A 25,268-nucleotide genomic window follows, 5' to 3' on the forward strand; every position below is an offset into this window, starting at 1 on the left:
ATTTTGGATTTTGGATTTTGGATTAAAAGAATTTTTTGGTTTATGCCTCAGTGGCGTAGCGGAACCAATCTAAAATCGTAAATCTAAAATCCAAAATCGTTTGACTAATGACCAATGACCATTGACTCTAGAGTTGCTGCACTAATTCCCATTTCATGGGTGTGGGGTGCGAGAAACTCTGATGTTGATAAGTCAGCTGGATTAATTGCAACAACTTGATTTAGGTTTTGTTGTTGAGCAATCTGGTTTTCTGTCCGCCAGTTATCATATTCTTCCGGTGTGTGGACAATTACCTGTGTCCGCATTGAACCGTGATAACCGCCGCACAACTCAGCACAAACTACGGGATATGTACCTGGTTTGGTGGCAACAAATCTTAGTTCGGTGGGGATACCAGGAAGTGCATCTTGCTTCAAGCGGAAGTTTGGAACCCAGAATGAATGAATTACATCTTGTGCTGAAAGGTTGAGTTGGACATCAGCACCGACGGGTATGTGCAATTCCCCAGAGGTAATGCCACTATCAGGATAGTTAAATATCCAGGCATACTGTATGCCTTTGACATCAACAACTAAGTCGGCTGGTTTCCCCAGGGTTTGAGGAGATGCGCCAATCCCAATTGTTGGGGCAATTGTTGGAGCAGTTGTTGCTTCAGAAGCATCACTTAATGTAGCTGCAATCGCTGTTCCCGACTTATGAGCAACATGAGCTGCTGAATGAGGATGACCGGCAGGTTCAAAGCCGCCCATTTGGTTAAAAACATCTACGCTGTAGATGCCCAAACAGAGAACAATCACTGTTGGAATTGCTGTCCAGAAGATTTCTAAGGGAACGTTACCTTCTATTGGCAAACCATCGGTATCATCACCGCGACGGCGACGAAACTTCACCAAAAAAACTACAATTGTTCCTTCTACCACCAAGAAGAGTGCGATCGCAATGGTAAGCATGACGTTGAAAAAACCGTCTACCAAAGGCGCTTGGAGCGATGCTTGCACCGGCATCAGAGTATGATTCTGACCAATCCAAATACTGATTGCTGTAACTACTATCCCAGCAACCAGAGTCCATAGTGAAACAGGAACTTGTTGCATACATGCTACCTGTGTAAACAGTCTTTAAAGGTGTGATTTTCTGGTATTAGGTTTTAGGGGAGAGTTTACAGGTTACAGGTAATAGGAATTCATCTATTCCCTGTAACCTGTACCCTATTCCCTTGTTCTTTCCCATTCCCTATTACCCATTTCCTTTTCACTTATTAACTTTCTAACGTGTAGCCATAAAAAAAGGGGGAAACTTCCAGATTTTTTCCATATCTTTCCCCCAGAAAATTACAAATTATATTTCAACTAATACCACAAAGTTAGCCCCCTGCTTTCCAAAAAGCTAGTTGTTCCAAGAGGGCACTGTTAGTCCTAATATTGATTAGGCTATATTAGCAGCAAGTTTAAATTTGTTAATAGCTAGCATTTTGCGATTTACGGATTTGTTTACTGTGAACTTTTTATTAGTTTCAGTAAATATTTTGTATTCCCCTCAAGTTACCTTGCCTATTGCTATAGCGCTTTATACAAACAGTGCCTCCTTGAATGAACAACAATTTTGACTAACTTCAAAAACCTTAATTGTTTAATACAACATGGGTGTAGCAATTCTTGGGGCAAATCCGCGAACAAGCTTCACAACCAATACAATTCTCTGGAGAAGTAACTGCCATTACTTTCCGTTCGATTTCTTCATCATCTTCATCTTCCACAAATTCGCCTTCTTCATTGAGCGCCTTCAAACCTAGCACATTGTAGCCGCATACTTTAACGCATCTGCCACAGCCGATACATTTATCCTTGTCAATTTCTTGAGCAAATTTTGGTGTCCAAGCCTTACCACCAAATGTCAAACCTGTTAGTTGTGCCATGAATAATTCCTCGGCAATTTGCCTGTAAATCTGTTTGTGCATTAATCATCATATTATCCTAACCTTTTCTTTTTTTTGTATTAAAAACTTACTTTTATCTCATCAAAAATCGATGACTTTGAACACAATCGCGCATTGTTTTTTATTTAAAATAATAGATGAAAGTTATTGCCAATAATTATTATGCATATTTGGTTAGAAACCTAAGCTCTCAGCCCCAAATCCTAGTAGATAATGGCGATAAGTCAAAACCTCTCTCCTTGTAGAAAAGAGGTTTTCCAAATAAAAATGATGATATTATTTTTCAAATATATTTAGGTTTAGGCAGATATATATAGATAAACTGTATACACAAATACAAAAAAATATGTTCGTGAGTTACAGTTTGGTATATGCAATATGTATTTTATCAAGCAATAATTTTGAATTCGCTTTTAATTCAATTATTTAGATAAATGATGACATTTTTCTATCACATGAAGAAATCGAATTGATTTATGAAGGAACTGTAAATTTGATGGCAGAATATGATCATGCATTAAATATTAAAATTATTAATAAATCAGATGAAATCAAATCGCCACAGGCTTAAATATGTCCTAAAAACACTTTATGGTCAAATCTAAAATGTTCATTAAATACGTAATTAAATAAATGTTAAGGTTTTTTTCTAAGCTCGACACGAACAAATTAATCATTTTTTTCATGAAATGTATAGTTAATAAAGAAGTTTTATCAGGCTCGGTTTAAAAGCCTTAAATAGCTTCCAATTGGATGCAAAGTCAAAATATGGATGTGGGAAGTGAATTTGGTGAGAAAAAATTATTCTTGCCAGAAAGATAATGTGGTGGCGAGTCATGAATAAACAGGACTCATCCAGGGGAGAACTGAGACAGACATCTCAACGATTAGAGTGGGAAAAGAGCCTTATGCCTTATACAATTCCTAACAACAGTTGCGTTGGATGTGACAACTGCCGCCCCCAATGTCCTACGGGTGCAATCAGAGTAGAGGACAATGAATACTGGGTTGATCCTGGTCTTTGTAATAATTGTGAGGGCTATTATCCAGAACCACAATGTGTAATAGCTTGTCCAACTAAGTCTCCCATTCCTTGGCAGGCGAAAAAGGGGAGATGCAAAGTGGAACCGAGAGATGCTACCAGTTTAGACTTGTTTTCTAATGGTAAGAATAATCCATTTGCTTCTGCGATCGCAATTTGGGAAGCTTGTAATGTACTAGCGCAACGCACATCACTACATTGGGAAACCGATGAAGAAGGCTACATCAGTTATGGGCGACAAGTCAATCAAGGCCGAGGTGCGATCGCTTTTCACATCCAAGATCCCTTCAAAGTTAACGACAAAGCCACAGATATAGCCGCAATTGAAGGGCTTGACATCAGAGCCACTTGCATACATCTGATTTTTGCAGCTTACGCCACAGCCTTAGATCAACCTTGGGAGCAAGAATTTGCGATCGATGAGCGACAAATTGAGAAATATTTGGGGATGGAGAAACGCAAAGATTTAAGCAAAGCTGCCAAACTAGCTTTGATGAAAAATCTTGTCCAGCAAGCTTGTTCCCTGATTATCTCCATTGACTGGCCCCAACAAGGCCGAATCAACGGATTCTCAGTTACAAACAGCCGCTTATGGCACTTAGTAGACATTCAACACCACTTTCAAGAAGACAATCTCGGATGCAAATATCTGATTGGGCTAACTTTTAAAATAAAAGCAGGTTTATGGGCACAATATTTCTTAAATAAACAAGCGTGTAAAGAGCGAACCGCCTTCTATCAATACGGTAGTCTCCCCAAAACGCTGCTAACCACAGTCATGAGCATTTGGCAGCAACATGAAGGCGCAGTCCGACTAATGCTGTGGTTGCTGTTTAAAACCAAAATGGGCAAAGAACAACGCATCACCATTCCTACTTTGCTGCGTATTGCTTACGGTGAAGAAAAAGTCGCCCTTGCATCCAGACAACGGGAAGAACGCAAACGTCTACTGCGAACCTTTGAAAGCGATTTGGAAATTCTCAATCACTATGGAATGAAGCCACTTTTCGATCCAGTTACTTACCCACCAGAAATTCAACCTTTGTGGGCGAAATTAATTGATCTTCCCGAAGATCCAGATGAAGCATTAGAATTTTGGACTAATGACGGTGGTGCTGAAACTCGCCTCACAGACACAGGCCCCCGTGGTAAATGGAATCTGCTCATGAATGCGCGGATTTTGGCTTTTGAACTTCCAGCAGAATGGGAACAGCAAATCTCAGAATCAGAAAAAAAGCAACGACGAACTGCTAAAGCCAAAAAGAAGCCTAAAGCTACAAATGATTTACTAGGTGAACAGATTTTGGAAGCGCGAAAAAATTTGAATCTTTCCCAAAGAGAGTTGGCAAAACTCACAGGTAAAAGCCAAAGCTGGATTCGAGATATTGAAAGTGGTCGGTTAAAGGCCAAATTAGAAGACCAAATACTTTTAAGAAAAGTCTTAAATATGACTTAATCTCGATTCGGAATTTAAACGCAAAGGGGCGCAGTAGACGCTTTTGCGGCTTGCCGCAGGCTGGGAAACGCAGAGGTACACAGAGATTTTGTTACGAATTTGTGCAGCGTTATACCAAATTTAGCAATCCTCTGCGATCCTCTGCGCTTCCCTTTGCGTCCCTCTGCGTTTAAAAGCTCATCTCTTTTATGTACTATAACTCATAACCTTACTAGATGTAATCCAGAGACTACCTACAGCATATTTAGTAACTACCAACTCTCGTGTAGCATTACATGAACTCTTCAGTTGTTGAGTCTTAGTTTCATCTTTCACCAGTTTAGCCTGGTAAGTGTAGAAAGAACCAGAAGGCTTTTCAAAACTTAGTTCAGCTAGGATAGTATTATTGTCTAAACTTTGCTCCAAAATTTTGCCTGCAACTTTGTAGTTAAACCAATCCCATCCATTGCAGAGGATTAGTTCTCTTTCCAAAACCTGAAGTGCAGCAGGTAGAATTCCCCAGCCCCGATAGACTTTATTTAAGCATTGAATATCGCCAGTCCGAGTCAAAATTGATCTAAATGAATCTTGTTCGAGCCGACCATAGTATCTTCCTTCAGGCAAATCTATGACTGTTGGTGCAAACCGATGTCCACCAAAGTGCGATGATTTCCAAATTCGCACATTATCCAAGCACAAATCAGCATTACTCGCTGTAATTTTGAAGTAAAAAGGAGCGCCATATCTGGCACAGCACTTATCATGGCTACCGTGGGTACAAACTAAAATATCTCTAGTTGTACTAGTTTCTACCTCAGAATTAGAACTGATACCCCATAACCATTTTTGGACAACTTCTGCTACTTGCTCAATATTGTCTAGCTTAAACTCTTGCTTATGGTATCCATTACTTAAACCTTCTTTTTTTTGATAAATCAAAAGCGTAGTGTGGTTTATTTTGTGTGATACATCATTAGCAATTAAGAGGAATCTAATCGGTAATTTAGCACGCTTCACTTCATCTACCAAAATCCTTAAATTCTGGGGCACCCATTTGGAATTCAAGGCTTCTGATGTCCAAGGTAAAGGACACTCAACTAAAATATAAGTTTGATAATTGGTGGCACTACCAATAACATCTTCTCCTACTTGCTGTGAATCGTCAGAACAAAAAAAAGTATTCATCTATCTATACTCATTAGCGTATTTTATGGACAAAAGGTATTACAAACTACAATTGTCTTCTGGGCTACAATATCCTTCAGTCAAGGAGATAAAAAAGAACAATATGTATTTCCCAGTCAAAACTAGGTAGCCACTTTATAACATCATTATTACTCAAAGTCTTTCCGGTTAATAAATTCTCCACAATAGAAATAAATAGCGTCAAGATAGATTTTTCCGTATAAGCGACGTTAATTTTGTATCTAGTTTTATTGTTATTTGGTATTTTATAAATTTTCACTTGCTGAAATTCGGCTTTTCTGAACTTGGTTTCTTTCTCTAAGTCAAATATATTCAATGCTGTGTGTATACGCAAAGTGGCTTGAAAAGTTACCAACTATTAGCTTACTTGCAATATCGATGTAGCTGATACTACAATTCAAGATATTGCTAGCAGCAACACACTTATTTAAAGTTTTGCTGAAATTATCTACATAACTAGTTACAAATCCTGTTTTTACACATAAAGATATAATTCTGTGCCGCTTTTGTGAAGAACATATTCCTAAAGGTAGATGCGGAAATATTTGATAAGTAGAGATCACTTTCGTAAGCCAATGCTGTTTTAAGACTTCTTCCACACTATCTGCTCTTAATGCATCTATAGAACTGTACATATTGCAAATAATTCTCAATTAGCCGAGAAAAAATAAAAATAACAAAGTCAGGGGTAAATCTTTTACTGCCCCGTACTCCATGTGCGATGTGTTAAGAATCAAAACTAGTGACTAATTATTAGCAGCGTCGCTGGGATTAACCTTAACAAACCTAGTATTTACTTTTTTACCTAATCTAACTTCCTGAAGTTAATGTCAGGGTTTGATGATAGGTATCTGCTTTGACTGTAACTGAAGTCAATTAGAAATGCAAGTATTTAGGAATCTTTATGGCTTCTTTACAGTTTGTTGCTTCCAGGAGGTTGGTTAAATCAAGCTTAACGGGCATTTGATAGTGGAGATAGCTGATTAGAACAAGTATTTATACTTTCAATATAATAGATAAAGTTTTGCAATTGTGACAAATTGTTGCTAGTCAGGGCGTATATAGGAATCCGGCTTGATTCCTGAATTTACTTACGTGGGTAGGGAATAGGGAATAGGATTTCAGAAGATTAAGGTGTACCGAATTTTTTTCAAAAATCAAATATGAGTCCTATATAAATACTATGAAAGTCAAAATAGATTGAATTATTCCAACGGAAATTGTGAATATTTTGATAAAGTAAAACAGATGTGGAGGTAAGATTATGATCCAAGCCTTGCCCAAATTACTCACCTTTAATGAATTTAGCGAATGGTATCCCAACGATGGTAAACGCTATGAATTACATAAGGGAGTAATTGTTGAAATGCCACCCCCAACCGGATCGCATGAAAAAGTTGTTGCGTTTTTGTCGCGGAAATTAACCGTGGAGTTTGATCGTCTTAATTTACCCTACGGAATTCCCAAAACAGCATTAGTCAAAACTCCTACTGCCGAATCAGCTTATTCGCCTGATGTGTTGCTGCTAAATCTTGATAATCTCGACAATGAACCGCTTTTTCAAAAACAGTCAACAGTAAGCCAAGCAGCATCAGTTCCAATAGTTATTGAAGTTGTTTCAACTAACTGGCGAGATGATTACTACAATAAATTTCGTGATTATGAGGAAATGGGCATTCCTGAATATTGGATTGCTGATTATGCTGCATTGGGTGCAAGAAAGTTTATTGGCAATCCCAAACAACCCACTATTTTTGTATGCGAATTAGTTGATGGTGAATATCAAATGACACCGTTTCAAGGTAACACCGCAATTTCATCACCTACCTTTCCCCAATTAAATTTAACCGCACAACAGATTTTTGATGCGGCTAACTAAACCACATCTTGCCATCATTTAAAGGTGAGTGAATGACATTAATTTTAGCTCTCGATTTTGGTGGAACTAAGCTAGCAGCAGCATTGGTAAATGTTGGTTCGAGAAAGTGGTTGCGTTATGAACGTCGTTTATCGCCAGTCGATGCAGATGCTAACACTGACTTAGAAATAATGCGATCGCTCATTTACTCTTTGCTAGAAGATGCAAAACCTGCTGCGATCGGTGTCAGCTTTGGTGGTCCAGTTGACGCTTCAACAGGGACAGTGCGACTATCTCATCATGTCGCTGGATGGGAAAATATTCCTCTCAAAAGGTTGCTAGAGGAGGAGTTTGGTGTTCCTGTTGGTGTAGATAATGATGCTAACGTTGCGGCTTTGGGTGAACACCGTTTTGGTGCGGGACAGGGATACGATAGCCTGTTTTACATTACTGTCAGCACTGGCGTGGGTGGTGGTTGGATACTCAATGGCCAGCCTTGGCGGGGTGCTGGTGGGATGGCTGGCGAAATTGGACACGTGGTTGTAGATCCGGCTGGGCCAGTTTGTTTGTGTGGTAAGCGGGGATGTGTGGAACGTTTGGCTTCAGGGCCTTATATGGCGCAAAATGTTAGGGAAATTTTGCAAACTAAACCGCAGAGGCGCGAAGAAATCAAAGGCGGAGAGGTTTTGCGGCGTTTGGTGGGGGATGATTTAACATTGCTGACGGGACAGTTGGTAGCTGAAGCTGCGGCGGCTGGTGATGATTTGGCAAAGGAAGTTTTGCACAAAGCTGCTTGGGCGCTGGGTGTGGGTATTGGCAATGTGGCGAACTTGATGAATCCGCAGCGCTTTGTGTTGGGAGGCGGTGTGACGAAGGCGGGGGAGTATTTTTGGCAAGTGGTGCGTCAAGTGGCGCGGGAGACGGCTTTACCGGAAGTTGATTTTGAAGTTGTGCCGGCGGTTCTGGGGGATGATGCGCCTTTGTGGGGTGGTGTGGCGATCGCTTCTATTATGGTAGAGGCATTAAAGTTCTCAGTAGAGTAATTACCTCAACTGTGACTTCAGCTGGTGCTTTGCAAGCAAACTCGGCTTTTCTTTCTTGCCAATCGAAAGACTTCACCTGGTCTGCCAGCACTACTCCTGATACTGCTAAACCTTCTGAAACAGGTACTTCAAAAGGATATCCCTTGACTTTTGTAGTAATCGGACATACCAAGACCAGTCGAACTCGACGATTATATTTAAGTGGTGAGATGACAAGAGCAGGACGCCTACCTGCTTGCTCACGTCCAATTTGAGGCGTGAAGTTTATCCAAATAATATCACCCTGCTTCGGTATGTATAATTCATATTCAGAATATTTCATGACCTACAGGCTTTCCACTGTCAATTTCACTATGTAAATTATCGGGTGTTACTCGTGACAGAAGTTCATCGAGGTCATGTACTTTTTCACTTAAGGAAGATAAGTTGCTCGTAATGCTTTGCAATGCTAAGGATTCTATAGATTTACCAGTTAACTCCGCAAGATGATGCAATTGCTCAAACAGAGATTCTGGAATTTCTAAGGTCAGCTTTTGGTTAGTCATCTTTGGAAAGATTTGATTATTGTTTTCTTTAACCTACTATTACTGTTGAATATCTTGGCGAAACTCTCTAATAGCTTCCAAGGAAGATGTTGAAGAAGAATTCAGAAGTCAGAATTCAGGAGTCAGAATGCAATCAGTGGGGGATTCAGACCCGCCACTGATTGAAGACCACCAAATTGAAAATTTGGTGGGGGTGCAAAAACGCCGCTTATTCATACACCAGTCGCACAAAATTCATTCTGAATTCTGGCTCCTGACTCCTGAATTCTGTTTGATAACAACAGACAACGATTAAGCACGGATAAATCTAATTATGGGAATAACTTACTTTTAACCATATTTATCTTATTTCCATTTTAAGTCAAAACCAAATTATCCCGGTGAATCGCGGTTTCCACACCTGGATAACCTAAAATCGTGGAAATTTCTCGTGAATGGCACCCACGAATCTTTTGCAGTTCATTGCTGTTGTAATTCACAAGTCCTCTGGCAATTTCGTTACCGTTGCTGTCACACAATTGCACCGCATCTTGTGTGTCAAATTCTCCTTCTACGGCTTTAATTCCAGCAGCTAATAACGATTTTCCCCCTAGAGAAATTGCCGCGATCGCACCTTCATCTAAATACAATTTTCCCGCAGGTACAAGTCCGTAAGCTATCCAACGTTTACGCGCCGAAGTTGGTTCTGGTTGCGGTTCAAAATGCGTCCCAATCAGTTCACCTTGGATAATTTTTTCGATATTCCGAGGAAATCGCCCTTGGGTAATTACAGTCCGCACCCCAGCCGCGATCGCAATCCTCGCAGCCGAAATTTTTGTCACCATCCCACCAGTACCCCACTGAGAACCTTGGGAACCTATTTGTAATTGAGCTAATTCTTTAATGCTACTAACTAGAGTGATTGGCCGCGCATCGGGTACAGAACGGGGATCGGCTGAGTACAACCGATCGACATCGGTAAGCAAAAATAGCCAATCTGCTTCTACTAAACTAGCAACCAATGCCGAAAGCGTGTCATTATCACCAAATTTTAGTTCGTCTATTGCTACGGTATCATTTTCATTGACTATGGGGATCACTCCCAGTCCCAGTAATTCCTGAAAGGTGTTGTAGGCGTTGAGATAGCGGCTGCGCTGTACTAAGTCACTACGAGTCAATAATACTTGAGCGATCGCCTGTTGGAGAGTAGTAAATAAATCATCATATATACGGATTAGCCTGCCTTGTCCAACTGCTGCTACAGCCTGTTTGAGTGCGATCGCTTTGGGACGTTCAGTTAAACCCAACCGCGCACAACCCACCCCCACAGCGCCAGAAGAAACTAAAATCACCCGATGTCCCTGGCGTTTTAAATTGCAAAGTGTCTCCGCCAAGGTAGCGATGGTAGAAAGTGCTAATTGTCCCGTTTCTGGTTGGGTTAGGCTAGAAGTACCGATTTTGACAACAATTGTTTTAGTCATTGGTCATTAGTCATTGATCATTGGTCATTAGTCATTGGTCATTAGTCATTGGTCATTAGTAACTGACGAATGACAACGGACAAATGACAAAGGACAAATGACTAAAGAAATTGTAAAGCGCCAATCCCTCTATGGTGAAGGTTGACGCTTTACGGGGTATATTTACTTAGTATGAGTTAGGGTCTTTTTTGGCTGACCCCATGTTATTAATACTTATGATCCCCGATTTTTGGGTTCCATAAAGATTCCTTAACTATTTCTTTAGATTTACTTTCCTGATCACTTCTCAACTTTTGTGAATCTTAGTTTTCTTGGGGGTGATAGAGGCTCCCAGAATTTCAGATATCCAAACTTCAAAGTTGCGGACGGGATGAGAGCGGAGAGCCGCGTCGGCATGAACAATCGGCTCAACTAAAATGGTAAACATTCCCAGGCGATTACCTGCGATGACATCGGTAAACAAGCGATCGCCTACCATACCCACTTGATGGACTGGTAGATCCATTCCCCTAAGTGCTGCCCTAATTTTGCGTCGGGAAGGCTTGGCTGCACCCAAGTAGTAAGGCAAGTTGAGCGATCGCGCAATGCCACCAATTCGTGCTTCACTGAGGTTGTTACTGACCAAGCATAATGCAGTACAGGTACGGATTTGCTCTACCCACTCTCGTAGTTCTGGGGAAGCTATCCCGACTGTAAAGGGTACTAAAGTTTCATCTACATCCAATACCAGCCCTTTAAGCCCGTATTTTTGGATAATATCTGGGGTTAGGTTCAACACTGAACCCTCTAAAATCAAATCAGGCTGTAAAAGATTGTTCCAGACCATAGTCAACAGTCAAATGTAGATAGCTAAGACAAATGAGCATAACCCAATATAGTTTAGTTAGTCGAACCCGATCCTGGAATATCTCCCTGAACACTTTGAGATAAAATCCCTAAAATTTTATCTATTTCTTTGATGTAATAATTACTCAAATCAATAAATATATCGTTTTCTTCTAACTGTAAAAATTTCCAAATATCCCCTGTTGTTACCGCGCCATAAATTTTTCTGATTTCATTTCCTTCTTGTTGATTAAATAACTGTGCTGCCAACATGGCTGCTGCACATTGACCTAATCCACCTTTAATATTTTCATCGAAAGCGACGGGAAACTCCATCCCCAGGTGTCTGTAGAGGGATAGTCGCCCCGTCGCTTGGGGCATTGGGCATTGGTAACTTCTTCCCCATGCCCCATGCCCCATTCCCTATGCCCAAAAACTCCATCCCCTTGTGGGTGGAGTTTTTTATTTTTGGCTTCAATAATAACCACTACAGGCACATTAATTGTTAGTTGCTCTTTAGAACGACTGATGATAAAGTCACAATAGCCATTCAGACCCTTTTCTGGATCTACATTAAAATCTGTTCCTGAAAACAAACTAATTGGATAATTAGCCCTGCGTCTTACCTCCAACAATATCGGAGTGATAATCATTTCTGAACGAGATTTTTCAGTATTAATTGCTAAAGCCAGTTCTGTAGTTTCTTCTAAAGAATTTTTGAGTTTTTCGCTTGCCTGTAGAGGTTCTATGTCCGCACATAAATCAGTTTCTTCATCAATGCGGATGCTGAATGACTTTTTAAATTTACTTAATGTAAAGTCGCTATAAGCCATTTTCAGCACCTCATAGCAATTTTGGATTGTAGATAATGAAATTGAAAATCCCTGCCAACTAAAATGCTTTTTTCAGGATTTTAAACAACATTAATTGTCGCAATTTAGTGTTAGTGTTTCATCACTTCCACATTTAATGAGACATGGTAAAAGGTTTAACTGGATTGTGATGACAATCAAAATTCCCAATTAAAAAATTCAAAATGAAAATGTAACATTTTGAATTTTTCATCTTATTCCACTTCATTAAAAAGATGTTCTTCCAACAAAGGCTGCACTTGGCGGAACTCCTCTGGAGAAAGTAATTCAGGTTCACCTGTTTTTGCTATCCGTGCAAAAAACAACAGTGGATCAAGCGGTGTATAAATTGCATACTCCTGATCTTCATCATAGAAGCTAGCGAGTAGCTGTAATTGCTCTGGCTCTAAATCTTCACCTTCGTCTTCGATTTCTAAGGTGAAGAGTTCTGATTCTTCAACTGGCGGTAAATCACCTGCAACTGTCAAAGCATAAGCTGTGTTCTTTAGTATCAAGTTTTGCTCAGATAGCACAGCTTGAGCATTAGCAAAAATTTGCTCAATTATGTTGTCGTCTTCTACTAGAACTGCTTCTTCTTCCTCATCGTCGCCTTCCCAAGAAAAAATTTCTACAGGTGAGTCTACAGGAAGAAGTAAAACGTATTCTTGTCCATCTACCTCCAGGGAATGCTCTATGTAACAGTCGAGCGATCGCCCTTTGTCATCGGTTAAAGTGATGGAACCCGCATGAGCGTTATCATTTTCTTCAGGAAATGGAGGGGAAAACATAGCCGAAATGTAAAAATTTAATAAATACCAGCAACTTTGAAAATCGCTTCACTATCATTAATGACATATTATGTCAATCAAATAGCTTTATACGTAGATACAACTGCTGGCTAATCGTTTTCAGAATATCATGTTAAAAGGTATCAATACTCAATAACCGCCACTGAACTACGGGAACTGGCACGCTTCACATCCAGCCATTGTTGCAAAATCAAAGCGGCTGCCTTGCGGTCAATCAAACCTTTATGGCGTGACGGGGAGCGGTTTTCAGCTATCAGCAGTTGCTCTGCTTGAAATGAAGTTAATCGCTCATCCACATATTCCACAGGCAGTTTTAGTGCTTTAGCAAGTCTTGTAGTAAATTTTTGAACTTGACGCGCTTGAAATCCTATTGAGCCATCCATTGAATAGGGTAAGCCCATAACTAGAACTTGCACTTCGCGTTCATTAACTAGTTGTCGGATTTGCTCGACATCCTGCTCAAAAGATGTACGCTCAATTGTGGTGATCCCCGTGGCAATTAAACCCGTGCGATCGCACCCAGCTACACCAATTCGCTTGCGACCAAAATCTAGTCCCAAGGCTGAAATAAACGGTTTTGCTTGCTCTTGGGATATCACACTAATTCTCCTGTTGTACATCTGCTGATTCAGGAATCGGCGATGCTTCAATGCTAGGGTTTTTTCCCGAAAAGTTAATCGGTTCTGACTTAATTGGCAGTGGTTTATCTGACAATGGCAGCTTTACTGGTTGTATCCATGACATCCCACCTGGTATGGGTTTACGTGCCGGTTGTAAACCTTGTAGCATATCAGTCCACTGGATTCCTTCTAGGGAGACGAATTTAGACTCCCGTAGCTTGTGCCACACAGAGCGAGACATAACTAATGTATGTTCTATGCGTTTTGCCCCAATTCGCTCCAAATACTCTTCTCGCTCTGCCTGATAGTCTGAGGAGGCTAATTGTAACCCTTGCTGGGGAAAATCTTGGGCAATACGAGCCAGTTGGGATAGTAATTCTGGATATAGCCAGGTGTAAGCAGGATGAACTGTCAGCGTTGCAGCATGGGGAACTTCACCCTTACGGTCAAGTTGCACCTGAAAATAGCCGATCGCAGCTTTGCGTTGGGGTTCAAATACGTAACCACTCACCACTTCTGTTTTGGTCAGCCATTGCTTCACTGCATCAGTTAAAGCGCCGAACAAGCTGGTTTTAAAGTCGCGGGTATTGCGGTCAAAAACTTGACGTACCAAAGGTGGCATCGATGCCGTATCCAGTTGATATAGCAACTGGGCATCAGCATTACTCACTGGCAAGAGATTGGGCAAATCTGGCTCTGCTTGTGCCAATTCAGCCAGTAATTCTGGCCCAATTTCCCAGTAAGTCATTTCTGCTAGACGCTGGAATCCATTTTGTCGATATAGTGCCAGCGCCTCAATGTCGTTAATATTAACTTCCAATAGCCAAGTGCGAGCTTCCAAAATCGATTCAAAGCAATGACGCAAAAGTTGCGAACCAATTCCTTGTTTATCGACACCACGCTCTAGTAGCACTTGATCAATCCGCCAAGTGCTGCGTGTCCGATTAAAGGGTGACACTTGAATCATTCCTAGAAGCAACCGCCCTTGCTCTGCTACATAGGCGCAGAGGCGATACTGGAGCGGGTTAGGAAACCAGCTTAAAAATTTGAGTAATCCATACCAGCGACGCAGCCTTTGCATCTGGCTGATGGCAAAACCTGCTCCCTTGGGAGTTAGGGCTGCGAATGACTCTTGAGTTATGCGCTCAATCCCGTCCAGATCCCGGTATTGGACTGGTCGGATAATAACGCTGAGGTTTCTGGGAAGTAATGAAGTCATTTTTATTCGAGCCGACATTTAGCCGTAACTAACTGCTCTTCAAAGGAACTGCTGCAATTATCTTAACTAGTTTCTGCTTTCTACTATTGTGCCAAAAGGGTGATTTTAGTAACTTAATACTTAAAGAAGCAGAAAAAGCAGACCTTGTGAGAACACCATTGGCATTAACCCAACAACATCTGCCCTTATTTTATTTGAATTTTGATTAAAACTTGTATATATTTATAGCCCTTGTCGAGAAACTAGCTTTTCAAAGTTGGCTTGGGTTTGATGGAGTAATTGCTGGCGACTATCTACCAGTGTTTGCTTCAGGGTTGGAACAAGATTGCGAGCTTGCAGAGTCATGTGAAGTTGCAGGTTGGCGACATATTCACTGAAATCTTGATTCATTTCATCTGCGCCCGCATCCGTCAATAAATTTGATTCCATTGCCACTGTGTTCTCCTGTGTTAATCCTGTGCTATCTCTCTTCATGACCAAAAACTATCACGTTGTTTGGACTAACTTCTTAATTTGCAATGAAGTTTAACGCTTCTTAGGGATAGGAATAGCGATCGCTATAGGATTTTCATCTGCCTATTAAAATCTCAAACCAACACCACCCTGTACAGAGATAGCTGTACCACCGCTATCACGGTAGGCATCAAAAGCAATGATGGCGTTGCCAAAAAGCACAGTATTGCTATTTGGGATCATATAATCAATGCCCGGTTGTAAAGCAAAACTAATTTTATCGCCCACAGGAGAAGAACCACCACCACCAGCCAACACTAATCCAGCGCCCAGGTAGGCATCAGTTTGCCAATTCAGGGGGAAATCGTAGGAAACCGTTGGCACAATTGCCGTATTATTACCAACTAACACTTGAGCGCGTAGTGAAATCGGTGCTTCCAAAAGCTTGTATCGTCCCGCTATCACCCCTCCGAGTTGAATACCATCGGTAACACCAATAGTGGGGCCTATACCGATATAACTACCATAGGCTACTTGAGCTTGTGCTGGTTTAGTACTCGCCAGACTCAAGACCAAGCCAGCCCCCAGAACTGAAACCAAATATGGAATATATTTCATAACCGAACTCCTCACACCATTTTGAATTTGGGCATTGGGCATGGGGCATTGGGCATTGGTTATTAATTCTTCTCCCCCTGCCTCCCCTGCCCCTCTGCCCCTCTGCTCCATTCTACGGGCAACGGGGATGAATGCCTCCTTGAGTACAAATGTATGCTAATTGCTTGGCATCTAAATTTTTTGCTTGAGAAAAATCAACACCTTGGACTACGGCAGATATTGAGCCTAAATCTGGGGTTTGGACAAATTGATCTGCTGGATCTTGTTTGCTAGGGGCGAGAATTGCCCCTTTAAAATCTGCTCCAGTGACATTCGCCCCCCGTAAATCTGCAAGACTCAGATCGGCATTTTGCAAGTTAACGTTTTCCATCTGGGCAGAACGCAAAACAGCACCAGCTAAACGAGTGGCACTCAGGTTAGCATTGCTGAGATTAGCACGATCCAAATAGGCTCCTGATAAATCTGCCCCTTGCCAATCAGTGTTCGTTAAATTGGCAAAGGATAATTGTGTTCCTATCGCAGTGGCGCGACCTAAACGCGCGGCGTATAGATTGGCTTCGTTCAATTTGGCGTCACCTAAATCAGCCCCAGTCAAGCTGGCTTTTTCCAAAACTGCGTTTCGCAGATCGGCTCCTACTAGTTGGGTGCTATTGAGTTTAGCGTCATATAGACGCGCATTGGATAAGTTAGCTCTATTGAGAGTGGCGCGGCTCAAGTCGGTACGGTTCATCAAGACGCGACTGAGGTTAGCATCAGTAAGATTGGCTTGCTGCAACTGAGCTTGGCTTAAATCAGCCATCACATCGTCGTAAGTATCCCAGCGTCCATCCTCACCCGCACTCCGGAAGCGGCTACCCTTAAAGCTGGCTTGGTTAAGATTTGCAGATTTAAACTTAACTCCTGATAAATCAAGGCTGTCTAGTACCAAGTTGAAGAAGGAACTTCCAGGAGTACCGCTTTGACCTAATTGGGTGCTACTAAGGTCAACGCCCTCGATTTTCCCACTGTAAACAGAGAGAATCTTGTTGATCGTCCGCTGGTTTCTTTGTAGCCGCCCTTGCCGCAATTCGCGCTCTTTGGTTGCAGTGCTACCCACAGATTCCAGTTCGCTAACCAAAAACTGATTCTTATTTTTTAATTCAGGGATGGCTTGAGGCCCAACAGTTGTCAAAGCTTGTTGAATCGTATCCAGAAGACTGGAGTTGGTTTCGCTAACTAATAAATCTGCCAGGAATTTAATGGATTGTGGGTCATTAAGACCACCCATAGCTAGAATTGCGCTTTGGCGTTGCTCATTAGTCGCCCCAGAGTTGGGACTTAATTGTTTGACAATTTCGAGGAACTGTTGGCTATTAATTTGCTGAGTTGCTCGCTGGGATTGTTGAATTTGGATATAAACTTGAGTGCCGATTAAAGTTGCCAACACAGCAGTCATACTCGTCAGCCCTACCCCAAACAAAGTTAGATTGGGATTTTGCTGTATCCGCCGCCACAGATTGGGCGACTTGTTGCTTTGGGCTACCGCTAATTCTTCATTTCCCTCTTGCCATTCTTCTGCTTCATCATTACCGCCAGCAGACTGAACTTGTCTGTTACTAGCTAAGAGCGCATCTATTGTATGAGTGCCTGCGAGTTGATCGTGCAGTGCGCGACGCCCCCGACGTGACGGTAAGCCTATCCCTTCACCCACAATCATTAACAAAGACAAAAATGTGAATAATCCTAAATTAGGGAAAGCAAAGCTGTAGCGCCACAGCAGATAGGCGATGGAAATGGGTACAGTCCAACGCCCAACTCCTTCTCTAATCACCACTGCGCCCAAACCAGGTGGCTTTCCTTGCTCGTTGACAACCCGCACTTTTAACCAACGTTTAGGAATTGTGCTACCAGTCTTAGCTAGTAAATATAATTGCCACCATGAGAGAGTTACAGGTGCTAACAGGGCGATCGTCCACAAAATATTAGTTGGCCATGCGACGTTACGGATGCCATAGCTCACAGGCAAAGCTAAGGGTCTAGCGATCGCTCTTTCTATTACTACCAGTACGGGATTAAGCGGCACTCGGTTCAGATCGCTTCTAGAATTGGCATAGACACCAATGCCGAAGGGAATCAACCCACTAGTAACAACTAGTGTGATTTCAGCCGCCCAAGCAGCAAAACGCCTGCTAGCAAGCAGCAGCGAACTGGCTCTTTCCGGTTGTTTTGACTGACCAGATTGATTACTTCTCCTGACAATTGGTGCCGTCATTGTATAATTTCCTTTGACATTATTTTTACGCCGCGATCGGCACAATTAAAATAGACTAAGCTGATCAGCAAAAAGAAAAGCATATTGAAATAGACTTTAGAAGTCATAAGTCAGGAACCGTTTGTATTCTGGCTCCTGACTTTCATAACTCCGGGCAGAGTGCAAAGTAAATGCATATCAACTTATTGCTTACGTTGAAAGCTACCAGACACAAAAAATTTGTATCCAACATACACTAACACTGCCAAAAGTGCCAGACTGATTACAGATGCAACTAGTTTAAACACTGCTTGCAGCATCGCCAACCCTACTAGCACCGTCACTCCCGCAACTACCAGCTTCTTCGTCCCAGATAAGCTGTTGAACCAAATCTTAAACCGCTCCAGTTGCAAGTTCAAGTTGGCAAAAACAGACTGAGGCGTTTGTTTTGGCTCTTGTGGTTGAGGAACCGCCCCCGGTGGGGAATTAATCTCTGCCTCTAGCTGATTGAGGCGACGCTGTAAGTCTTCTTCTGGTTGAGGATTCATCAATTTTTCTACCTCAGTTAGCACACTTATCCAACAAACCAGCCAAATTCTATTTTTGGTGGTTGTTTTAGTGATTTTAGCTAATGTCTGTGCCTGTAAGACCTGTCTGCACAGGGAAAAATTATGTTTTTTTCTTGTTGCCTTCCAGACATCATATTTCTCAGGAGTTACGCAAACAATAGCCGAAACCCTTTTTTCAGGTAGGGGCAATTGATGAATCATTGGTGTCAACTTAAGCTAAAAGCCTTTTCAAATCTCGTTTCCAGCCTCTGGGCTGGAAATGCTACTCTTGGCGGCTCTGCCGCCAGCAAGGGAGGCGGAGCCTCTAAGATGGCATTCCCAGCCGGAGACTGGGAACGAGACACGAGACAATATCTAAAAGCTTTTTCTAGACAGGCTTTCAGGTTAAGTTGACACCAATGTTGATGAATTTCCCCCTACAGCATGTAGTTTTGCGTAAGTCCAATTTCTGATGTAAAGACTTTGCATTGCAACGTCTCTACACACATCTATCAAATCTTCACAAACAATCCTTAACTGAACGGTATTGCTTTATACGGCAGATTTTGGAACCAAGACGGCTTGCCGTCGTCTATTAAATCAGACTATATAACAATATTGCTCTAAAAAAATCTGGAGCATTAATTAAAATGAAGACGCTTAGGCTACTTGCAATTGTTCCCACAGCTTTGGCGATGAGTTTGGTTTTCACTGAGGCTAATTTGGCACAAACACCAACAATCCAAATTAATCGGAATCTCCAATCAGATCCACTGATTTTGAACGGAAAGTCTGGGGGAACTGTGAAAAGCAATTGTGGCAATATTACCACTGAACCTAATCAAGTGATCCAGGTTACGGAGTCACTACCTTATTTGCGATTAACAGTAGAGAGTCAAGGGAAACCAACGCTGTTGATCGACGGGCCTGGAGGGCGCTTTTGTGTATTAGCAGATAGTTACTCTGGAGGGAAGTCAGAACTTTCTGGTTACTGGCAGGCAGGAAAATACTCCCTGTACGTGGGCGAACTATCACAACGAGAGTATAACTACACCCTCTCAATCTCGCAAAAAAATAAATAGTAATTAGTCATTTGGACTTCGCTAATGACTAATTACTAATGACTAATCTTCCAGCGATTTGGCTGGAACTTCCACAGCAGTGACATCAATTGTGCCTTCTGGTGTGAAGCGCTGAAAATGACTATCTTGTACTAAAAGTGACTCTCCACAGTTAGGACACTGCAACTGACTATTGTTTAAACCTGTAAATTCATATCCACAGACGGGACACTGATCGGCAACCAAGTTGCGTTGTAGCCACCAACGAAAGCCAAAAAAAGCCACAATAGGTGCCAAAAACAGCAACCCGACAATAATTAGTAACGAATTGACCAACCAACCCAAGCCCAGTGATGCCAGCAACCAAATAACTGCCAGCAGAGTGAGCCAAGGTCGGAGATTTAAAAGGTTCAATTGAAATGACTTAAAGCTCATTTTTTAAATGTCGTCCTGCTCTCCTTCTAGGATAGCGATTTTAGTCATTTGTTATTGGGACTCAAAACTGAGGATATAAGCATTTTTTGCAAGTGCTGTTGGAAGGCATCTATGCCAAACAGAGCGATCGCTTGTTCTCGCAGCCACTTTCCATCACATCGCTGGTCATCCCCTTGAAGCATTTCTATACAAGCTGCTGCTACGGCATCAGGACTGCGGTGTGGTACTCGCCATCCCAGTTTACCATCTTGCAAAGGGTCTGCGGAACCATCGTCGTCACCGGATAATACAGGTACTCCACAAGCCATTGCTTCCAGATAAACAATGCCAAAGCCTTCTTGCGAAGGCATAATATAGGCATCAGCAAGGCGGTAATGTTGCATTAATTCTTCTGTAGCCACGAAACCAGCAAATACGACGCGATCGCTCACACCCAAATCTTTTGCTAGCTGCGCCAATCGTGGTTGGTCATCACCGCGACCAATTACCAAATATTTGACTTCTGGAAAAACCTGAGCGATTTGTGGTAATGCCCGAATGGTGACATCTACACCCTTATAAATATCCCCTGACCATAACCGCGCTACTGTCATTAAAACTTTAGCACCAGTTAAGCCATATTTCTGGAGTAATTCTGGCTGCTTGGAACCAGGTGTAAATTTATCTCCATCAATTGCACAAGGCATCATCTGTACCATTTTCGGGTTTAGACTATTAGCAACACAAGCGCGATCGCGGCTGTAGCGACTAATTGTCCAAATTCCAATTGCTGAGATCAAGGCGCGACGTTCTTGATTTTTCAGCGGTTCCCAGACTTCTTTACCGTAAGTTAGTACAGTGTAAGGAATCCCCAAAGGCTGGCAAAGAGTTTGTACTAGTACTGCTAAGTTTATATGACCGCAGAAAACTTGCTGGGGACGGCTTTGCAACAGACATTTAAGTAAAGCCGCTGCCATTTGTAGTCTCCCCAAATAGGGAGACTGATTTTTAAAGTAATGAAATTTTAAGTTCTCGTCTTCAAACGCATTTAAGCTATCAGGACTATCTCGTAGCAAAAAGACTTCTGCCTTGTAGTCTTGGCTTAATCCCAGATAAGCGCGAAAAATATCTTTTATATATGATTGAATACCACCTTCGTGAGCAAAAATTTCTAAGAACACGAAGACATGGTTAGTTTTTTTGTTAACTTTATCACCTAACTTGAGGTTTTCTGCCACTGTAGTGATGTGCATATTAGATTATTTAAACTCGCGGTAAGGGTGCGATGCCTGTGGCAAGGACTTCATCCAACGCACCACTCTGTAAGCGCTCCAAATCTGTTTTGACCATTTTTTCTAAAAGTTCCTCAAAGCTCACTTGGGGTTCCCAGCCGAGGTTTCTTTTCGCTTTACTGGGGTTAGCTACTAGTTGAAAATGCTCATCTTGCCGCAACAAGCTGGTATTTATGACTACATGTTGTGTCCAATCCAAGCCGACAGACTCAAAAGCTGTGGCAACTAAATCTTTAACACTATGCAGTTTACCTGTACCAATCACATATTCTTCGGGTTCATCAACTTGCAACATCAGCCACATTGCTTCTACGTAATCTCCCGCAAACCCCCAATCGCGTTTGGCGTCTAGATTACCCATTTCTAAGGTGTCAGTTAAACCCAATTTTATTGATGCGACTGCTAAAGAAACTTTTCGTGTGACAAACTGAGGTGCGCGTAGAGGAGACTCGTGATTATATAAAATTCCGCTACAGGCAAATAGTCCATAGCGCTGTCTGTGATGCACCATCGTCCAGTGAGCGTGCATTTTAGCCGCAGCATAAGGATTTTTAGGACGAAAAGGAGTTTCCTCATCTTGAGGCGAGAGGAATACATCGCCAAACATTTCTGAACTGCTGGCTTGATAAAATCTGGTAGACAAACCAACTTTTCGTACTGCTTCTAAGAGTCTAGTAGCTGTACCAGTTATCAAGTCTAGGGTTCCCAACGGATCGTTCCAGGAGTCGGGGACAAAACTGGGAGCCGCTAGATTGTAAATTTCTTGGGGACGTAGTTGTTCAACTGCGGTCAACAGCGCTGCACTATCCCTCAAGTCAACCGTAAAAATTTCTACCTGATTTGCCAGTGTGCCCAGTTTTGTCAAATTCGGTTGTCGATGTGGGGGTACTAATCCTACAACTCTATAACCACGGTTGAGAAGCAAATGGCTGAGATAGTAGCCATCTTGACCAGTAATTCCTGTAATTAGGGCTGTCTTAGTCATATTTTCTCCCCTACTCTCTCTATCTCTTTAAGCACAAAATGGCACTTGTTGGAGAACAAAAATAAGGCTCTCAACACTGCTGACAAATCTTAACAAGTGAGCTAGTGTAACTCGAATGCTATCTTTACTGTATTCACTAATTTTTTTTATACAAAAATATTCTTGGAAATTTTACAAAAAAATCATAATTACTAAGCAATTTCACGTAAAAAATATATTACTCCAATTCAAATAATTTTGAAAAAGGAGTATACTCTTATCAATCAAATAACTTTATATTTGAGCAAACACCCCTTCTGCTGGTGCTTCTGTTTTAAAGTGAGTGGCTGGAATTTAGCAGCAGCGACACAGGAGAAGTTTTGTTTGTCTTGCTCTTAAGTATAACCAAGCTAGCAAGAGCATCTGTCTGCGATACGCTGCGCGAACGTAGAGAAGACTTGTCTTCGCACTCTGCCGATACTCCTTCCCTACGCTTCGCCTCCGCTCAAAAGCCAAAATTGGCATCAGAAGTATTCTTACCTTCCTTTACCCTTGACTACTTCACTTTTACTTTTGTGCTTCTACAGAGTATTTGACGATGAGCAGGCAATTTCTACCATCTGTACCGCGTTCGTATACAACACGGTCTGCCAAGCGCCGGAGGAGAAACCATCCATACCCGCCTACTTGTAGAGTACCTGGGGCTGGCTCTGCGATCGCATCAGGATTGAAAGGTTTTCCATAATCCCAAATTCTAATCTCTAGTCGGTCAATCCACAGATAAACATTAATCTCAATGGTTGTTTCCGGCGGTAAAGCATGATGAGCGTGACGAACAGCGTTGGTAAAGCCTTCTGCTAATGCTAAATTGAGGCGATCAAGTTGGGTTTTTGACCAGCCAAGTTGAGACAAATGTTGCAGACAAAATTGCTCAAACCATTCTTGCACCTGGTTTAGGAGCCTGAGTTCGCTCTTAACCGTCAGATGGTCTTGCTGCACTATAGTAAGCATTAACTGTGACTTGAATATAAGTAAACCCAAGTTGCTAGTTATTAAATTTTGCGCTACTCGCAAAATTTCTCTGACATAAAAAAATCTAAATTTACATATTTTGTGTACCAAAATACAAAACATGAAGGATTTTGGCATTCGGAGGGTTGTAACTAGCAACTTACGTTAAGTAAGTAAAAAATGTTTGTATTTGTTGACTCTTGGTAATTTGAGATTTTGGAAGAGTTTTTTCATCCAAAACTTCAAAATCCCAAATGGAATCTGAATTATTTCAGAATTCAGAATACAGATCAGAGTTTAATTCTGAATTCTGGCTTCTGAATCCTGAATTTGTTTCCTGTTAAAATTGACGCCTGTTAATTGTTTTCAAAAGCACATCTGCATCTGCTCTTGAAACTCACAGGCGTCAAAGCACTTTGTGGTGACTAATTTAGAATAGTCCCAAGGTCAAAGATTTATCCAATGGCAAAGCAGCGCCAATACCTAGCCACAGGGTGACAAGAGTACCAAAAAGGAATACTGTGGTTGCAACTGGACGGCGGAAGGGGTTTTGGAACTTATTCACGTTCTCAATAAAAGGAACGAGGATTAGACCCACTGGTACAGAACCCATTGCTAACACTCCTAAAAGTTTGTTAGGAAGCGATCGCAAAATTTGGAAGACTGGATACAAATACCACTCTGGTAAAATTTCCAATGGTGTGGCGAAAGGATTTGCTGGTTCACCGGTCATTGCTGGATCTAGCACGGCTAGAGCCACAATCGCAGCGAAGGAACCCATGATCACAATTGGAAAGACGTAAAGTAAGTCATTAGGCCAAGCGGGTTCACCATAGTAGTTGTGACCCATGCCTTTAGCGAGTTTGGCTCTTAACTGAGGATCGCTCAGGTCAGGTTTCTTTTGTGTTGACATTTTGAAATGTGCTCTCCTGCTTAAGTTAAATTAAAGCATTTGTGAAAGCTATCAGCTACTAGGCAACCAACAGGCGGCAAACAGCGTTTGTATATCTACAGTCAGCCGCCTGGAGGGTGTCTACAGCTTTAGGCTTCAGATACAAGTATTTGTTTTTTGGAACTTATGTGCAATTAATTTCTTGTGTTTCATAAGTTTAAAACAAACAACTCGATCTGAAAACTGACAAATGTTGCCTTTCGCTAATAGCTGAGATTACAAAGGCCCGGAAATACCTTGCTTGCGGATCATCAAGAAGTGAAACAGCATGAAGACTGCAATTAACCAAGGCAATACAAAGGTGTGGGCGCTGTAGTAACGAGTTAGTGTTGCTTGACCAACACTCGAACCGCCGCGCAACAGGTCAGAAATCAGAACGCCAACCACGGGAATTGCTTCTGGTACGCCGCTAACGATTTTCACAGCCCAGTAGCCAACTTGATCCCAAGGTAGAGAATAGCCGGTAACTCCGAAGGAAACGGTGATCACAGCTAGGATGACACCACTTACCCAGGTGAGTTCGCGGGGCTTTTTGAAACCACCTGTAAGATAAACCCGGAAGACGTGCAAAATCATCATCAACACCATCATGCTCGCAGACCAGCGATGGATGGAGCGAATTAGCCAACCGAAGTTTACTTCATTCATGATGTACTGCACTGAGGAGAAAGCTTCAGTGACTGTTGGCCTGTAGTAGAACGTCATGGCAAATCCAGTAGCAAACTGGATCAGAAAGCAAACCAGGGTAATTCCACCCAGACAGTAAAAGATATTGACGTGGGGAGGGACGTATTTGCTAGTAACATCTTCAGCGAGCGCCTGAATTTCTAGGCGTTCCTCAAACCAGTCGTAAACGTTGGCCATACAATCTCAAGT

The 25,268-nt window shown here is 41.9% G+C and carries 26 protein-coding genes and 1 pseudogene; 5 read left to right on the plus strand and 22 right to left on the minus strand.

What is annotated here, in order from left to right:
* Positions 1 to 104: 104 nt before the first annotated feature.
* A complete protein-coding gene (locus A4S05_RS03465) occupies positions 105 to 1,094 on the minus strand; it encodes a cytochrome c oxidase subunit II (RefSeq protein WP_069068431.1) in 990 nt (329 codons plus the stop codon).
* A gap of 527 nt (positions 1,095 to 1,621) precedes the next feature.
* On the minus strand, positions 1,622 to 1,915 hold the full coding sequence (fdxB, locus tag A4S05_RS03470; protein WP_069068483.1) for a ferredoxin III, nif-specific: 294 nt from the start codon (positions 1,913 to 1,915) through the stop codon (positions 1,622 to 1,624).
* 929 nt (positions 1,916 to 2,844) lie between these two features.
* On the opposite strand from fdxB, the gene A4S05_RS03475 reads away from it, so the two are divergent.
* Entirely contained in the window at positions 2,845 to 4,434 is a 1,590-nt protein-coding gene (locus tag A4S05_RS03475) for a helix-turn-helix domain-containing protein (RefSeq protein WP_069068432.1), read from the plus strand.
* Between the two features lie 186 nt (positions 4,435 to 4,620).
* Here the strand turns inward: A4S05_RS03475 and A4S05_RS03480 are convergent, their stop codons facing one another.
* The gene (locus A4S05_RS03480) at positions 4,621 to 5,598 is read right to left on the minus strand and encodes a sucrase ferredoxin (RefSeq protein WP_069068433.1); all 978 of its coding nucleotides are present in this window, start codon (positions 5,596 to 5,598) and stop codon (positions 4,621 to 4,623) included.
* A 1,285-nt stretch (positions 5,599 to 6,883) separates the two neighbouring features.
* Between A4S05_RS03480 and A4S05_RS03495 the strand changes: the two genes are divergently transcribed.
* Positions 6,884 to 7,498, plus strand: a complete 615-nt coding sequence (locus A4S05_RS03495) for a Uma2 family endonuclease (protein ID WP_069068436.1) — start codon at positions 6,884 to 6,886, stop codon at positions 7,496 to 7,498.
* Between the two features lie 32 nt (positions 7,499 to 7,530).
* Entirely contained in the window at positions 7,531 to 8,520 is a 990-nt protein-coding gene (locus A4S05_RS03500; protein WP_069068437.1) for an ROK family protein, read from the plus strand.
* On the opposite strand, the gene mazF is transcribed toward A4S05_RS03500, so the two are convergent.
* From mazF to A4S05_RS03565, 13 genes and pseudogenes are all read right to left on the minus strand, one after another.
* A complete protein-coding gene (mazF, locus tag A4S05_RS03505) occupies positions 8,486 to 8,842 on the minus strand; it encodes an endoribonuclease MazF (protein WP_069068438.1) in 357 nt (118 codons plus the stop codon). The genes A4S05_RS03500 and mazF overlap by 35 nt on opposite strands.
* Positions 8,829 to 9,065 carry an AbrB/MazE/SpoVT family DNA-binding domain-containing protein gene (locus A4S05_RS03510; RefSeq protein ID WP_069068439.1) on the minus strand — a complete coding sequence of 79 codons (237 nt, stop codon included), beginning with the start codon at positions 9,063 to 9,065 and terminating at the stop codon, positions 8,829 to 8,831. The genes mazF and A4S05_RS03510 overlap by 14 nt, the downstream gene beginning before the upstream one ends.
* A gap of 356 nt (positions 9,066 to 9,421) precedes the next feature.
* Positions 9,422 to 10,525 carry a glutamate 5-kinase gene (gene proB / locus A4S05_RS03515; protein ID WP_069068440.1) on the minus strand — a complete coding sequence of 368 codons (1,104 nt, stop codon included), beginning with the start codon at positions 10,523 to 10,525 and terminating at the stop codon, positions 9,422 to 9,424.
* 286 nt (positions 10,526 to 10,811) lie between these two features.
* Complete coding sequence (locus A4S05_RS03520) at positions 10,812 to 11,351, minus strand: YqeG family HAD IIIA-type phosphatase (protein WP_069068441.1); 540 nt, start codon at positions 11,349 to 11,351, stop codon at positions 10,812 to 10,814.
* Positions 11,352 to 11,404: 53 nt separating this feature from the next.
* Positions 11,405 to 11,662 (minus strand): annotated as a pseudogene (locus A4S05_RS03525) (hypothetical protein); the annotation flags it as partial.
* A complete protein-coding gene (locus A4S05_RS03530; protein WP_256090808.1) occupies positions 11,641 to 12,183 on the minus strand; it encodes a hypothetical protein in 543 nt (180 codons plus the stop codon). The pseudogene A4S05_RS03525 and the gene A4S05_RS03530, both read right to left, overlap by 22 nt.
* A gap of 233 nt (positions 12,184 to 12,416) precedes the next feature.
* Entirely contained in the window at positions 12,417 to 12,989 is a 573-nt protein-coding gene (locus A4S05_RS03535; protein WP_069068442.1) for a DUF3727 domain-containing protein, read from the minus strand.
* A 143-nt stretch (positions 12,990 to 13,132) separates the two neighbouring features.
* On the minus strand, positions 13,133 to 13,609 hold the full coding sequence (gene ruvX / locus A4S05_RS03540; RefSeq protein WP_370684387.1) for a Holliday junction resolvase RuvX: 477 nt from the start codon (positions 13,607 to 13,609) through the stop codon (positions 13,133 to 13,135).
* Position 13,610: 1 nt separating this feature from the next.
* Positions 13,611 to 14,867 (minus strand): GNAT family N-acetyltransferase, encoded by a 1,257-nt coding sequence (locus A4S05_RS03545; RefSeq protein ID WP_069068444.1) that lies wholly within the window; start codon positions 14,865 to 14,867, stop codon positions 13,611 to 13,613.
* Between the two features lie 204 nt (positions 14,868 to 15,071).
* Complete coding sequence (locus A4S05_RS03550; RefSeq protein ID WP_069068445.1) at positions 15,072 to 15,278, minus strand: hypothetical protein; 207 nt, start codon at positions 15,276 to 15,278, stop codon at positions 15,072 to 15,074.
* 150 nt (positions 15,279 to 15,428) lie between these two features.
* Positions 15,429 to 15,920, minus strand: coding sequence for a hypothetical protein (locus A4S05_RS03555; protein ID WP_069068484.1), 492 nt, complete (start codon positions 15,918 to 15,920; stop codon positions 15,429 to 15,431).
* 112 nt (positions 15,921 to 16,032) lie between these two features.
* Entirely contained in the window at positions 16,033 to 18,171 is a 2,139-nt protein-coding gene (locus A4S05_RS03560) for a pentapeptide repeat-containing protein (RefSeq protein ID WP_069068446.1), read from the minus strand.
* Positions 18,172 to 18,353: 182 nt separating this feature from the next.
* Positions 18,354 to 18,698 (minus strand): hypothetical protein, encoded by a 345-nt coding sequence (locus A4S05_RS03565; RefSeq protein WP_069068485.1) that lies wholly within the window; start codon positions 18,696 to 18,698, stop codon positions 18,354 to 18,356.
* A gap of 213 nt (positions 18,699 to 18,911) precedes the next feature.
* Between A4S05_RS03565 and A4S05_RS03570 the strand changes: the two genes are divergently transcribed.
* Both A4S05_RS03570 and A4S05_RS03575 read left to right on the plus strand, forming a co-directional pair.
* On the plus strand, positions 18,912 to 19,112 hold the full coding sequence (locus tag A4S05_RS03570; RefSeq protein ID WP_069068447.1) for a hypothetical protein: 201 nt from the start codon (positions 18,912 to 18,914) through the stop codon (positions 19,110 to 19,112).
* A 236-nt stretch (positions 19,113 to 19,348) separates the two neighbouring features.
* Entirely contained in the window at positions 19,349 to 19,780 is a 432-nt protein-coding gene (locus A4S05_RS03575; protein ID WP_069068448.1) for a hypothetical protein, read from the plus strand.
* A 42-nt stretch (positions 19,781 to 19,822) separates the two neighbouring features.
* On the opposite strand, the gene A4S05_RS03580 is transcribed toward A4S05_RS03575, so the two are convergent.
* The 6 genes from A4S05_RS03580 to petB form a co-directional block, all read right to left on the minus strand.
* Positions 19,823 to 20,194: a hypothetical protein gene (locus tag A4S05_RS03580; RefSeq protein WP_069068449.1), complete on the minus strand. Its 372-nt coding sequence runs from the start codon at positions 20,192 to 20,194 to the stop codon at positions 19,823 to 19,825.
* A 44-nt stretch (positions 20,195 to 20,238) separates the two neighbouring features.
* Positions 20,239 to 21,426, minus strand: a complete 1,188-nt coding sequence (locus A4S05_RS03585) for a glycosyltransferase family 4 protein (protein WP_069068450.1) — start codon at positions 21,424 to 21,426, stop codon at positions 20,239 to 20,241.
* A gap of 10 nt (positions 21,427 to 21,436) precedes the next feature.
* On the minus strand, positions 21,437 to 22,450 hold the full coding sequence (locus A4S05_RS03590) for a GDP-mannose 4,6-dehydratase (RefSeq protein ID WP_069068451.1): 1,014 nt from the start codon (positions 22,448 to 22,450) through the stop codon (positions 21,437 to 21,439).
* A gap of 546 nt (positions 22,451 to 22,996) precedes the next feature.
* Complete coding sequence (locus A4S05_RS03595) at positions 22,997 to 23,440, minus strand: ATP-binding protein (protein ID WP_069068486.1); 444 nt, start codon at positions 23,438 to 23,440, stop codon at positions 22,997 to 22,999.
* Positions 23,441 to 23,870: 430 nt separating this feature from the next.
* The gene (gene petD, locus A4S05_RS03600; RefSeq protein WP_069068452.1) at positions 23,871 to 24,353 is read right to left on the minus strand and encodes a cytochrome b6-f complex subunit IV; all 483 of its coding nucleotides are present in this window, start codon (positions 24,351 to 24,353) and stop codon (positions 23,871 to 23,873) included.
* 255 nt (positions 24,354 to 24,608) lie between these two features.
* Positions 24,609 to 25,256 carry a cytochrome b6 gene (gene petB / locus A4S05_RS03605; protein ID WP_069068453.1) on the minus strand — a complete coding sequence of 216 codons (648 nt, stop codon included), beginning with the start codon at positions 25,254 to 25,256 and terminating at the stop codon, positions 24,609 to 24,611.
* Positions 25,257 to 25,268: the final 12 nt, after the last annotated feature.

It is taken from the genome of Nostoc sp. KVJ20 (assembly GCF_001712795.1).
Lineage (GTDB): Bacteria > Cyanobacteriota > Cyanobacteriia > Cyanobacteriales > Nostocaceae > Nostoc.

What these genes read in the sequence shown, in the direction of transcription:
- A4S05_RS03465 (WP_069068431.1), bottom strand. Translation starts at nt 1,094, where the DNA reads ATGCAACAAGTTCCTGTTTCACTATGGACTCTGGTTGCTGGGATAGTA.
- fdxB (WP_069068483.1), bottom strand. Translation starts at nt 1,915, where the DNA reads ATGGCACAACTAACAGGTTTGACATTTGGTGGTAAGGCTTGGACACCA.
- A4S05_RS03475 (WP_069068432.1), top strand. Translation starts at nt 2,845, where the DNA reads ATGCCTTATACAATTCCTAACAACAGTTGCGTTGGATGTGACAACTGC.
- A4S05_RS03480 (WP_069068433.1), bottom strand. Translation starts at nt 5,598, where the DNA reads ATGAATACTTTTTTTTGTTCTGACGATTCACAGCAAGTAGGAGAAGAT.
- A4S05_RS03495 (WP_069068436.1), top strand. Translation starts at nt 6,884, where the DNA reads ATGATCCAAGCCTTGCCCAAATTACTCACCTTTAATGAATTTAGCGAA.
- A4S05_RS03500 (WP_069068437.1), top strand. Translation starts at nt 7,531, where the DNA reads ATGACATTAATTTTAGCTCTCGATTTTGGTGGAACTAAGCTAGCAGCA.
- mazF (WP_069068438.1), bottom strand. Translation starts at nt 8,842, where the DNA reads ATGAAATATTCTGAATATGAATTATACATACCGAAGCAGGGTGATATT.
- A4S05_RS03510 (WP_069068439.1), bottom strand. Translation starts at nt 9,065, where the DNA reads ATGACTAACCAAAAGCTGACCTTAGAAATTCCAGAATCTCTGTTTGAG.
- proB (WP_069068440.1), bottom strand. Translation starts at nt 10,525, where the DNA reads ATGACTAAAACAATTGTTGTCAAAATCGGTACTTCTAGCCTAACCCAA.
- A4S05_RS03520 (WP_069068441.1), bottom strand. Translation starts at nt 11,351, where the DNA reads ATGGTCTGGAACAATCTTTTACAGCCTGATTTGATTTTAGAGGGTTCA.
- A4S05_RS03530 (WP_256090808.1), bottom strand. Translation starts at nt 12,183, where the DNA reads ATGGCTTATAGCGACTTTACATTAAGTAAATTTAAAAAGTCATTCAGC.
- A4S05_RS03535 (WP_069068442.1), bottom strand. Translation starts at nt 12,989, where the DNA reads ATGTTTTCCCCTCCATTTCCTGAAGAAAATGATAACGCTCATGCGGGT.
- A4S05_RS03545 (WP_069068444.1), bottom strand. Translation starts at nt 14,867, where the DNA reads ATGTCGGCTCGAATAAAAATGACTTCATTACTTCCCAGAAACCTCAGC.
- A4S05_RS03550 (WP_069068445.1), bottom strand. Translation starts at nt 15,278, where the DNA reads ATGGAATCAAATTTATTGACGGATGCGGGCGCAGATGAAATGAATCAA.
- A4S05_RS03555 (WP_069068484.1), bottom strand. Translation starts at nt 15,920, where the DNA reads ATGAAATATATTCCATATTTGGTTTCAGTTCTGGGGGCTGGCTTGGTC.
- A4S05_RS03560 (WP_069068446.1), bottom strand. Translation starts at nt 18,171, where the DNA reads ATGACGGCACCAATTGTCAGGAGAAGTAATCAATCTGGTCAGTCAAAA.
- A4S05_RS03565 (WP_069068485.1), bottom strand. Translation starts at nt 18,698, where the DNA reads ATGAATCCTCAACCAGAAGAAGACTTACAGCGTCGCCTCAATCAGCTA.
- A4S05_RS03570 (WP_069068447.1), top strand. Translation starts at nt 18,912, where the DNA reads ATGAATCATTGGTGTCAACTTAAGCTAAAAGCCTTTTCAAATCTCGTT.
- A4S05_RS03575 (WP_069068448.1), top strand. Translation starts at nt 19,349, where the DNA reads ATGAAGACGCTTAGGCTACTTGCAATTGTTCCCACAGCTTTGGCGATG.
- A4S05_RS03580 (WP_069068449.1), bottom strand. Translation starts at nt 20,194, where the DNA reads ATGAGCTTTAAGTCATTTCAATTGAACCTTTTAAATCTCCGACCTTGG.
- A4S05_RS03585 (WP_069068450.1), bottom strand. Translation starts at nt 21,426, where the DNA reads ATGCACATCACTACAGTGGCAGAAAACCTCAAGTTAGGTGATAAAGTT.
- A4S05_RS03590 (WP_069068451.1), bottom strand. Translation starts at nt 22,450, where the DNA reads ATGACTAAGACAGCCCTAATTACAGGAATTACTGGTCAAGATGGCTAC.
- A4S05_RS03595 (WP_069068486.1), bottom strand. Translation starts at nt 23,440, where the DNA reads ATGCTTACTATAGTGCAGCAAGACCATCTGACGGTTAAGAGCGAACTC.
- petD (WP_069068452.1), bottom strand. Translation starts at nt 24,353, where the DNA reads ATGTCAACACAAAAGAAACCTGACCTGAGCGATCCTCAGTTAAGAGCC.
- petB (WP_069068453.1), bottom strand. Translation starts at nt 25,256, where the DNA reads ATGGCCAACGTTTACGACTGGTTTGAGGAACGCCTAGAAATTCAGGCG.